Below are 11,355 nucleotides of genomic sequence, written 5' to 3' on the forward strand. Positions count from 1 at the left end.
TCGGTTCGTCCCTTAAAGACCCCACCCTCGCGGGAACACCTCAAACGCAACGGAGAACCACACTATGAGCACTGAAGGTGCTTTCAGTCGAAGCCGCCTGCTACCGAGCCTTCTCGGTATCTTGCTGCTGCTAATGGGCCTGGCCATGTTGGCCGGGGGTATCAAACTGGTCACGCTGGGCGGGTCGTGGTACTACCTGCTGGCCGGGATCGGTTTTGGCTTGTCGGGCGCACTGCTGATTGCCGGGCGCCGCGCAGCACTGACCCTGTACGCACTGGTACTGTTCGCCAGCACCGTATGGGCACTGATGGAAGTCGGTCTGGACTGGTGGCAACTGGTGCCACGTCTGGCCATGTGGTTCGCCATCGGTATCGTCCTGCTGCTGCCATGGTTCCGTCGCCCGGTCCTGCGCGGTCAGTCGGCACCGGTTGCCACCGGCGCACTGAGCGTTGCCGTAGTGCTGGCCGGTCTGGCTGCACTGGCCAGCCAGTTCACCAGCCCGGGTGAAATCAAAGGCCAACTGGACCGTGATGCCGTACCTGGCATGACCAACGCTGCACCGGCCATGCCCGATGGTGACTGGCAGTCCTACGGTCGTACCGCCTTTGGTGACCGTTACTCGCCGCTGAAAGAAATCACCCCGCAAAATGCCCACAAGCTGGTACCAGCCTGGACATTCCGCACCGGTGACATCCCTGGCGAAGGCGATCCCGGCGAAACAACCGCCGAGAACACCCCGCTGAAAGTCAACGGCATGCTGTATGTGTGTACCCCGCACAGCCAGGTCATAGCCCTTGACCCGGATACCGGTAAGGAAATCTGGCGTTACGATCCGAAGATCAGCACTCAGAACGCTGAAAACTTCAAAGGCTGGGCACACATGACCTGCCGCGGCGTGACTTATCACGACGAAAACGCCTACGCCAAAGTCAGCACTGAACAAAGCGCTGCCGAGCCTGCTGCTACATCCAGCAACTCGTGCCCGCGCCGCCTGTTCCTGCCGACTGCCGACACCCGTCTGATCGCCCTGAACGCCGACACCGGTAAAGTGTGCGAAGACTTCGGCACCAATGGCGCGGTAGACCTGCGTCATAACATCGGTACCTTTGCTCCGGGTGGTTACTACTCCACCTCGCCACCTGCCGTGACCAAAGATCTGGTCGTGATTGGCGGCCACGTGACCGACAACATTTCCAACGACGAGCCATCGGGCGTGATCCGTGCGTACGACGTACGTACCGGCAAGCTGGTATGGAACTGGGACAGCGGCAACCCGGAGAAAACCACTCCGATTGCTGAAGGCGAAACCTACACCCGTAACTCGCCAAACATGTGGTCGATGTTCGCTGTCGACGAAGACCTCGGCATGCTGTACCTGCCGATGGGCAACCAGACGCCTGACCAATATGGTGGCGACCGTACCGAAGATTCCGAGCGTTATGCCGCTGGCATCACCGCCCTGGACATCAACACCGGTAAAGTCCGCTGGTACCGTCCGCTTACTCACCATGACCTGTGGGACATGGACGTAGGTGGTCAACCAACCCTGATGGACCTGAAAACCGCCGATGGCGTGAAACCGGCCCTGCTGGCTTCCACCAAACAAGGCAGCATCTACGTGATGGACCGTCGCACTGGCGAAGCCATTGTGCCGATCACCGAGGTTCCGGCCCCGGGCGGCGCTGTTGAAGGTGACCACACTGCACCGACACAGCCACGTTCTGACCTGAACATGATTCCTCCGGTCTTGACCGAACGCGACATGTGGGGCGTAACCCCATTCGACCAGATGCTGTGCCGGATCAACTTCAAGTCCCTGCGCTATGACGGCATGTACACCCCGCCATCGCTGCAAGGCTCGATCGTGTATCCAGGCAACTTCGGCGTGTTTGACTGGGGTGGCATTTCGGTTGACCCGGTTCGCCAGATTGCCTTCCTGAACCCGAGCTACATGGCGTTCACCTCCAAGCTGGTTCCGCAGGCCGACGTGGCTGCAATGGGCCCGCGCAAAGGCGAAACCTCCGGCGTTCAACCGAACAAAGGCGCACCTTACGGCGTGATCCTGGAGCCACTGTTGTCGCCACTGGGCCTGCCTTGCCAGGCACCGGCGTGGGGTTATGTTGCTGCAGTCGACCTGACCAACAACGAAGTGATCTGGAAACACAAAAACGGCACCGTGCGTGACAGCTCGCCGGTACCGATCCCGTTGTCCATGGGTGTTCCAAGCCTGGGCGGGACCTTCACCACCGCAGGTGGTGTGGCCTTCCTGAGCGGTACCCTTGACCAGTACCTGCGTGCTTACGACGTAAGCAACGGTAAAGTACTGTGGGAAGGTCGCCTGCCTGCTGGCGGCCAGACCACCCCGATGACCTACACCGGCAAGGACGGCACTCAATATGTGCTGGTCATGGCGGGCGGTCACGGCGGCCTGGGCACCAAAAAAGGTGACTATGTAATGGCGTTCAAACTGGCTGAGTAAGATTTACAGCTGGTATTGAAAAAGGCGGCTATCGAGAGATAGCCGCCTTTTTTGTGAGCCCGGTTTTAAACCGTTGCCCGCAATTTCCACACCCAGGCCTCGAACGCCACGGCATCCATTGGCCGACTGATCAGATAGCCCTGGGCCGTATCACAGTGCCAGCGCTCGAGCAGTTCAAGGGTATGCTGATACTCCACGCCTTCAGCCACCACCTTGAGCCCCAGGTTGTGGCTCATTTCGATGGTCGAACGCACGATCACCGCGTCCTCGCTGGTTTCGTCCAGGTTGCGGATAAACGATTGATCGATTTTCAGCTCTTGCACCGGCAAGCGCTTGAGATGCGCCAGCGACGAGTAACCGGTGCCAAAGTCATCCACCGACAAGCTGATCCCGCCGTCACGCAACTTTTCCAGCACGTTGAGCGAGTGTTCGGGGTCGCGCATGGCCGTGCTTTCGGTGATTTCGAATATCAGTTGCTCAGCCGACAACTGATAACGCTTGAGCAGGCGCTCGACAGTCATCAACAGATTTTCACCGTGCAAATCCTCCGCCGAGATATTCAGCGACAGCTGCATATGCAGGCCCTTGCGGTTCCACGCGGACAACTGACGGATACCTTCCTCGATGACCCAGCCCGTCAGCAGGAACATGCTGCCCGTGCGCTCAGCCAGTGGAATAAATTCCGCCGGCGAGACCATGCCCAGTTCCGGGTGTTGCCAGCGCAACAGCGCTTCAGCCTGGCGCACATGGCCACTGCGGATATCCATTTTGGGCTGATAATACAGCTGCAACTGGCCATCGCTGGCGGCACTGCGCAAGTCCCGGATCAGCTGGATTTGCCGTTGGTGGGCGAGGTCACGGTCCTGCTGATACACCTGCAAATAACCCGGCAAGGCGGCAGCATCCCGGCATGCAATCGCAGCACGGCTGATCAGTTCTTCAGCGCTCCGCCCATTGAGCGGGTAGATCGCAATGCCCATGCAGACTTCCAGCAACACCTCGTGCCCATCAATGCTCAGCGGACGCTTGAGCAATGCGTACAACCTGTCAGCCAGCGCAACACCCACATCGACCTGGGTGCTTCGTTGCCGGTGATGCGTGCCGCCGTATCGCGCTCACGCAGAGCGTCGAGCATCACGCGGGCGGACTCACGCATGATCCGTTCCCCACCCTCGGGGCCGAAGCTCTCATTGATCACACGATAATTTTCGATCCCCAGGTAAATCAGCACCACGCCGCGCCTTGCGCTGATGGCACTGCCCAGGCGTTCCATGGCCAGGGCGCGGTTGGGCAAACCGGTAAGCGGGTCGTGCAGGGCGTTATGTGCCAGTTGCTGCTCGCGCACGGCAATCCCGCTTTGCATGGCATTGATCGCCTTGGCCAGAAACCCCAGTTCGTCCCTGCGTGTAAGCTCCACCGGCGTTTCGTAGTTGCCCCGGCCAATGCGCTGCGCAGCCTCCGCCAACAGGCTGACCGGCCGCGAAACCGCCCGCGCCAGCCACAAGGCGCCGAGCAATGAAGCCAGCAAAGCCCCCAGGGATATCCACAGAAACTTGCGATCCAGCGAGTCGAATGCCTGCATCGTCTGATCCAGCGGGCTTTGCAGCACCGCCATGACTTGGCCGTTGCCCGGGTCACCGGAGTTGGCGAGTTGCAGCATCTGGCCAAGAAAGCGCCGGCCGTGGAATTCGCTGAAATGGATTGTCGAGCCCGGCGTATGCTCCTGCACGAATTCAATAATGCTGGCGCTCATGAAGTCCGGCTGCGTGCTGCTCAGTATTCCGCTTTCGCCTGGCTTGACCGTCATAAACGACACTTCAAGGTTGCTCAGGGAGCTCAATTCATGGGCAAACACGTCGTCCATCGGCATCCCCGAGACCACGCGCACCACAGGCAAAGGGCCCAGCACCACCCCTTGCACCAGCATGTACGGGCGCCCTGCCAGGATGCCGATGACCATGGTCTGGGTGTTGCGACGGGCCAGCCGCAGTGCCTTGGCATAAGGAAATGCCTGCCCCGCTGGCAGGCCCTTGAGGGTGCTGGTGATGATATTGCCGTCCAGATTCAGCACAAACAGCTCACTGCCATGCAGGCTCGCCTCGAACTCCTGCAGGGCGTGCTCTATCAGCGAGGGGCTGCCTTTGATCGTCGCCTCACGGAAATCCGAGTCATTGGTCAGCCAGTTGAGGCCGTACTGGATACGCCGCCAGCGCAGATCCATAAAGCGCTCGAACACCCGGGTTCCGGTCTTGAGCTGCTCTTGCGCCTGATCGCTGGCCACGGTAATGGTCACGGCTTTAACGGCGAAGTACACCGCACCGATCACCAACAGCAGGAGCAAGGCAAGAAACAGGCTGATACGCGCCTGAAAACTGTTGCGCAACTTCATGCTGCGCCCTCAATCCATTGAGTGAATGCCAATGGCCACATAAGCGCTCCCGCGACTTCCTTGAAAAAGCCATACCGGTGGCCTTCCAATCCATCTTTGTTGTTATGGATCCAACTGCTGCAGACAGAAGATCACCCATTAATTTCGGGCCGTCTACTGTCAAGTTGTTGGCGACAAAGGCCTATCGCACGGGGGTTTGACGGATTATTTCTTCAATCGACGTGCAAGCAGTTGTTCTGCCGCCGAGGAAGGCGTGAGGCTGGGTTTGATTGCGAAGCGACCATGAAATAGGGGCACGAGAATGACCTGATCGTCGGTCAGGCTCCCACAGTTGAATATTCCCTGTAGCCGCCTATCCGTCTACGGGGTTTCTTCTCCTTACACATGAAAATCTGTTCACCATTGAAACCACTGGCACCGCGCCCCATCTAACATCCATACCCAATTGCGCAGGTGCCCCATGAGCGACCAGCAAGAGTTTCCGGACAACACCACTGAGTACACCGATGTAGAACACACTGAATCCGAACACCATCCACATTCTGGAGGGACTGAATTGGCATTGCCGGAGCAGAATCTGCCGGACAAGGTTTACATCATTCCGATTCACAATCGGCCGTTCTTCCCGGCACAAGTGCTGCCGGTCATCGTCAATGAAGAACCCTGGGCCGAGACCCTGGAACTGGTCAGCAAATCCCCCCATCACTCCCTGGCGCTGTTTTTTGTCGACACGCCCCCTGATGACCCTCGCCACTTCGACACCAAAAGCCTGCCGGAATACGGCACCCTGGTGAAGGTCCATCACGCCAGCCGCGAAAACGGCAAGTTGCAGTTTGTGGCCCAGGGCCTGAGCCGCGTGCGTATCAGCATGTGGCTCAAGCATCACCGTCCGCCGTATCTGGTTGAGGTCGAGTACCCGCAGCAGCCCAAGGAGCCCACCGACGAGGTGAAGGCCTACGGCATGGCGCTGATCAATGCGATCAAGGAGCTGCTGCCGCTCAACCCGCTGTACAGCGAAGAACTGAAAAACTACCTCAATCGTTTTAGCCCGAATGATCCGTCGCCGCTGACCGATTTCGCAGCGGCCCTGACGTCTGCCACCGGCAACGAGCTGCAACAGGTGCTCGATTGCGTGCCGATGCTCAAACGCATGGAAAAAGTGCTGCCCATGCTGCGCAAGGAGGTCGAGGTAGCGCGGCTGCAAAAAGAGATTTCAGCCGAAGTTAACCTTAAGATCGGCGAACATCAGCGCGAATTCTTCCTCAAGGAACAGCTCAAGGTCATCCAGCAGGAGCTCGGGCTGACCAAGGATGATCGCAGCGCCGATATCGAACAGTTCAAGCAGCGCCTTGAAGGCAAGACCCTGCCGGCCCAGGCGCAAAAGCGCATTGATGACGAGATCAACAAACTGTCGATCCTGGAAACCGGGTCGCCGGAATACGCCGTGACCCGTAACTACCTGGACTGGGCGTCGTCGGTGCCCTGGGGCGTGCTGGGTGAAGACAAACTCGACCTCAAGCACGCCCGCAAGGTGCTCGACGCCCATCATGCCGGCCTTGATGACATCAAGGATCGCATCCTCGAATTCCTCGCCGTCGGGGCCTACAAAGGCTCGGTCAGCGGTTCGATCGTACTGCTGGTCGGCCCGCCGGGCGTGGGCAAAACCAGTATCGGCAAGTCGATCGCCGAGTCCCTGGGCCGCCCGTTCTACCGTTTCAGCGTCGGCGGCATGCGCGACGAGGCCGAGATCAAGGGCCATCGCCGCACCTACATCGGCGCCCAGCCGGGCAAACTGGTGCAGGCACTGAAAGATGTTGAAGTAATGAACCCGGTGATCATGCTCGACGAAATCGACAAGATGGGCCAGAGCTTCCAGGGCGACCCCGCTTCGGCCTTGCTGGAAACCCTCGACCCGGAACAGAACGTCGACTTCCTCGACCATTACCTAGACCTGCGCCTCGATCTGTCCAAAGTGCTGTTTGTATGTACCGCCAACACCCTGGACTCGATCCCCGGCCCGTTGCTCGATCGTATGGAAGTGATTCGCCTCTCGGGTTACATCACGGAAGAAAAAGTCGCGATCGCCAAGCGTCATCTGTGGCCAAAACAGCTCGAAAAAGCAGGCGTGGCCAAAGACAAACTGAGCATCAGCGACAGCGCCCTGCGCGCGGTGATTGACGGTTATGCCCGCGAAGCCGGGGTGCGCCAGCTGGAAAAACAACTGGGCAAACTGGTACGCAAGGCCGTGGTCAAGCTGCTGGCAGACCCCAAAGCCGTGATCAAGATCGGCCCCAAAGACCTTGAAGCTTCACTGGGCATGCCGGTGTTCCGTAACGAACAGGTCATCAGCGGTACCGGGGTGATTACCGGCCTGGCCTGGACCAGCATGGGCGGAGCGACGCTGCCGATCGAGGCAACACGTATTCACACCCTCAATCGCGGCTTCAAGCTGACCGGGCAACTGGGTGAAGTGATGAAAGAGTCGGCTGAAATCGCCTACAGCTACATCAGCTCAAACCTGAAGCAATTTGGCGGCGATCCGAAGTTCTTCGATGAAGCTTTTGTCCACCTGCATGTGCCTGAAGGGGCCACGCCCAAAGATGGCCCCAGCGCAGGCGTGACCATGGCCAGTGCCCTGCTGTCGCTGGCTCGCAATCAGCCGCCGAAAAAAGGCATCGCCATGACCGGCGAATTGACCCTGACCGGGCATGTGTTGCCGATTGGCGGCGTGCGCGAAAAAGTAATTGCGGCGCGCAGGCAAAAAATCAACGAACTGATTCTGCCCGAACCGAACCGCGGGCATTTCGAAGAGCTGCCCGATTATCTGAAGGAAGGCATCACCGTACACTTTGCCAAGCGCTTTACCGATGTGGCCAAGGTGCTGTTTTAAAACCGTTTGTAGGCCCTGACTTGCCTGCGATTGCCTCACTGCGGCCAATCAGGCAAGTCGGGCTTAAAGCAACACAGTTCGCATATTGGATCCAAAATTCCTCGCAAGTCGCGTACTAGACACGTCTACTGTCATTTATGACAGTAGACGGTTGTTCATTTCCCATCCTTAATAGAGCCAATTCCCACAAAAATAATGCAGGAAAAGAATATGGCACTTCATCATCCTGTATATGAGAACCCGGATGTCCTGAGGCTCAAGGAGTCAGGACAAAAAATCTTCAACCCCAGAACCCGGGGAGAACTCAAGGCCGAACTGCTGGATCGTCCCGCGTTTACCGCGCAGGAAATGACCTTTGCCAGCAGCCAGAAAAAAATCGTCATTACCGGTGAGTTCGATGACTTTGGCTCAACCGCTTATCGCGCGGTTGCGTTTACCCTGGATATCAATATCCAGTCGGGTATCTACCGGTTCCAAAAAGACGAACACGGCCCCATCCTGTCCATGTCCTACATCGAGTGCGTTGAAATCGATGGCCGCCAGGTGTATCACTTGAATCAGGCCGATGTCGGCACCCTGCACCTGAGCGTGGTCGAGAGTTGCTACAGCGCCCGGCTGTTCACCATGGAAGGCCTGGACCACAACAGCAACAGCATGGAGATGTGCGGCGAATTCAGCATCAGCCCGCCCCACGCCTCTTTCTGATCGGCAGGCGACGAATGGCGCAGCTCCCTTCATGGGTTATGCTGCGCCCTTGTGTTTGCCTGACCGGAGCCTTCAATGCCCCCTGTACGCCTTATCCCCCTGCTTGGCCTCAGCCTGCTGACGGCCTGTGCCCAACAGCCTGCACACAACGTTACGCTCGAAGATCAAAGCGACTGCCCCCAGCAACTGCATGTGGGCCAGCAACTGATCCTGTCGTTGCCGAGCAACCCCACCACCGGCTACCGCTGGGCTATCCAGGACTCCGCAGGCGGCGTGCTGCGCAGCCTCGGCCCGGAGGTCTACACCAGCAGCGATAATGGCCAGTTGCTGGGCAGCGGTGGTCAATCGACATGGCGCTTTCAGGTATTTGCCCCTGGCAGCGGGCGCCTGCGCCTGACCTCTCAGCAACCGTGGGAACCCGAAGCCGAACCCGCGCAGGTGTTCGACTGCCCGATTACGGTGAACTGATATGGCGTGGCTGATCCTTGCGATCATGGGTGCTGTCACCTACCTCTATGGCGTCAGCACGCACGCCATGGTGCTGTGCCTGCTGACCAAGCCCGTACCGGTACTGGCATTGCTCGGCTGGCTGCACAGCGGGCCTGTCAGCCCCTATCGACACTGGATCAGCATAGGCCTGGGGTTTTCTCTGCTGGGCGACATTCTGCTGGCCTGGCCACAGGACCTGTTTGTATTTGGCCTTGGGGCGTTTTTGTTTGCCCACCTGGCCTATCTCAAGGCCTACCTGGTGGACTGCCGCCGCGCAGCCGTGCCGGCCTTGATCCTGGCACTGCTTGCCGGTGGCAGCTTGTTAAGTGTCATGGCCAGCCAGGGTCTGGGCGATTTGCTGGTGCCCGTGGGCGTCTACGCCCTGGCCATCAGCGCCATGCTCTGGCGCGCCCTCGCCCGCCTCGGCAGCGGCGTACCGAAACACTCGGCCTGGCTGGCAGCCGCCGGGGCGCTGGCGTTTGTAGTCTCGGACAGCCTGATCGGCATCGATCGCTTTGTGCAACCGTTCAGCACCGCGCCCTACCTGATCATCCTCAGTTACTGGCTGGGCCAGTGGGGCATTGCCGCCTCGGTGTTTTCCCAGGGCAAACGCTGAACGCTTTATCAGACAGACCGCGCATCCCGGCGCCAACTTGGCTAAAATGCCGCCCCTTTTGAAAATTCCACCGCCGGAACCGCCGTGAGCAAAGAACCCGACCGTATTTTCGCCCAGCCCCTGACCCAGGTGCCAGACTTCGCCTTCAACGAAGATGTTGTGCGGGTGTTCCCGGACATGATCAAACGCTCGGTGCCCGGCTACCCGACCATTGTCGAGAACCTTGGCGTGCTCGCCGCCCAGTTCGCCCGGCCCGACAGCGTGCTGTACGACCTGGGCTGTTCACTGGGCGCCGTCACCCAGGCCCTGCGCCGCCATGTGCGCACTGAAGGCTGCAAGGTGATTGCGGTGGACAATTCGGCGGCGATGGTCGAGCGCTGCCGCGAGTACCTCAATGGGCAAAACTCGATGTTTCAGGAGCTGCTGCCGGTCGAGGTCATCGAAGGCGATATCCTGGCCCTGGCGTTCGAGCCGGCTTCGGTGGTGGCGCTGAACTTCACCCTGCAATTCATCGCTCCAGAAGAGCGCCTGGCGCTGCTGGGCCGTATCCGCCAGTCGCTGCTGCCTGGCGGTGCCCTGATCCTTTCGGAAAAGCTGCGTTTCAGCGACCCCGAAGAGCACGGGCTGCTGACTGATCTGCATGTGGCGTTCAAGCGCGCCAACGGCTACAGCGATCTGGAGATCGCACAAAAGCGCAGCGCCATCGAAAACGTCATGAAGCCCGACAGCCTCGAAGAACACCGCGAACGCCTGCTGGCGGCCGGGTTCTCGAAAGTCGTGCCGTGGTTCCAGTGTCTTAACTTTGCCTCGTTGATTGCCTTGCCATGATTGATCTGTCCCCACTTGCCCGGCGTCTGGCCGGCACTCCATTGGCTGAATGGGCCAACACCCTGCAAGCCCAGCTCGACGTCAAGATGGAGAAAGGCCACGGCGACCTGGAGCGCTGGCAAAGCGCGCTGGATGCCTTGCCCGACGTCAAGCCGAGCGAAATCGACCTGTTGAACGGCCTGACCCTGGACACCGACTGCGACGACGCCACCCGTGCACAGATGCGCGAAGCCCTGATGGGCCTGTCACCGTGGCGCAAAGGTCCGTTCGACCTGTTTGGCGTTCACGTCGATACCGAGTGGCACTCGGACTGGAAATGGTCGCGGGTCGCGCCGCATGTCGACCTCAAGGGCAAGCGCATCCTCGATGTGGGCTGCGGCAACGGCTACTACATGTGGCGCATGCTCGGCGCAGGCGCCCACAGCGTAATCGGCGTCGACCCCAACTGGCTGTTCTTCTGCCAGTTCCAGGCCGTGCAACGCTTTTTGCAGCAGGAAGCGGCGTGGCACCTGCCGTTTCCTTTCGAAGACCTGCCGCCGAACCTGGAAGGTTTCGACACTGTATTTTCCATGGGTGTGTTCTACCACCGCCGTTCGCCCATCGAGCATTTGCTGGCATTGAAAGACTGCCTGGTCAAAGGCGGCGAACTGGTGCTGGAAACCCTGGTGATCGAAGGTGACGTGAACCAGGTGCTGGTGCCGGAAGACCGCTACGCGCAGATGCGCAACGTGTGGTTCCTGCCCTCGATCCCGGCGCTGGAGCGCTGGTTGCGCCGTGCCGGTTTCAGCGATGTGCGCTGCGTCGACGTGAGCGTCACCACCGTTGAAGAACAACGTGCCACCGAGTGGATGAAGTACCAGTCGTTGAGCGACTACCTGGACCCGAACGACCACAGCAAAACCATCGAAGGCCTGCCGGCGCCAATGCGGGCGGTGATTGTGGCCAGGAAGTAACACACG

Annotated in this window: 7 protein-coding genes and 1 pseudogene; 7 read left to right on the plus strand and 1 reads right to left on the minus strand. The window is 59.4% G+C overall.

What is annotated here, in order from left to right; genetic code table 11:
* Positions 1 to 64: 64 nt before the first annotated feature.
* The gene (locus tag HBN79_RS21475) at positions 65 to 2,479 is read left to right on the plus strand and encodes a glucose/quinate/shikimate family membrane-bound PQQ-dependent dehydrogenase (protein WP_169917156.1); all 2,415 of its coding nucleotides are present in this window, start codon (positions 65 to 67) and stop codon (positions 2,477 to 2,479) included.
* Between the two features lie 65 nt (positions 2,480 to 2,544).
* Here the strand turns inward: HBN79_RS21475 and HBN79_RS21480 are convergent.
* Positions 2,545 to 4,868: pseudogene (locus HBN79_RS21480) on the minus strand (GGDEF domain-containing protein).
* A 460-nt stretch (positions 4,869 to 5,328) separates the two neighbouring features.
* Between HBN79_RS21480 and lon the strand changes: the two are divergent.
* The 6 genes from lon (at position 5,329) to cmoB (ending at position 11,349) form a co-directional block, all read left to right on the plus strand.
* Complete coding sequence (lon, locus tag HBN79_RS21485) at positions 5,329 to 7,758, plus strand: endopeptidase La (protein WP_095018352.1); 2,430 nt, start codon at positions 5,329 to 5,331, stop codon at positions 7,756 to 7,758.
* A 210-nt stretch (positions 7,759 to 7,968) separates the two neighbouring features.
* A complete protein-coding gene (locus tag HBN79_RS21490; RefSeq protein ID WP_095001438.1) occupies positions 7,969 to 8,463 on the plus strand; it encodes a hypothetical protein in 495 nt (164 codons plus the stop codon).
* Between the two features lie 75 nt (positions 8,464 to 8,538).
* Positions 8,539 to 8,931, plus strand: a complete 393-nt coding sequence (locus tag HBN79_RS21495; protein WP_088379088.1) for a protease inhibitor I42 family protein — start codon at positions 8,539 to 8,541, stop codon at positions 8,929 to 8,931.
* 1 nt (position 8,932) lies between these two features.
* The gene (locus tag HBN79_RS21500; RefSeq protein WP_095018351.1) at positions 8,933 to 9,568 is read left to right on the plus strand and encodes a lysoplasmalogenase; all 636 of its coding nucleotides are present in this window, start codon (positions 8,933 to 8,935) and stop codon (positions 9,566 to 9,568) included.
* 84 nt (positions 9,569 to 9,652) lie between these two features.
* The gene (gene cmoA / locus HBN79_RS21505) at positions 9,653 to 10,396 is read left to right on the plus strand and encodes a carboxy-S-adenosyl-L-methionine synthase CmoA (RefSeq protein ID WP_095018350.1); all 744 of its coding nucleotides are present in this window, start codon (positions 9,653 to 9,655) and stop codon (positions 10,394 to 10,396) included.
* The gene (cmoB, locus tag HBN79_RS21510; protein WP_095024184.1) at positions 10,393 to 11,349 is read left to right on the plus strand and encodes a tRNA 5-methoxyuridine(34)/uridine 5-oxyacetic acid(34) synthase CmoB; all 957 of its coding nucleotides are present in this window, start codon (positions 10,393 to 10,395) and stop codon (positions 11,347 to 11,349) included. The genes cmoA and cmoB overlap by 4 nt, the downstream gene beginning before the upstream one ends.
* Positions 11,350 to 11,355 lie beyond the last annotated feature (6 nt).

This window comes from Pseudomonas sp. WS 5051 (assembly GCF_012985715.1).
GTDB classification, from domain to species: Bacteria; Pseudomonadota; Gammaproteobacteria; order Pseudomonadales; family Pseudomonadaceae; genus Aquipseudomonas; species Aquipseudomonas bubulae.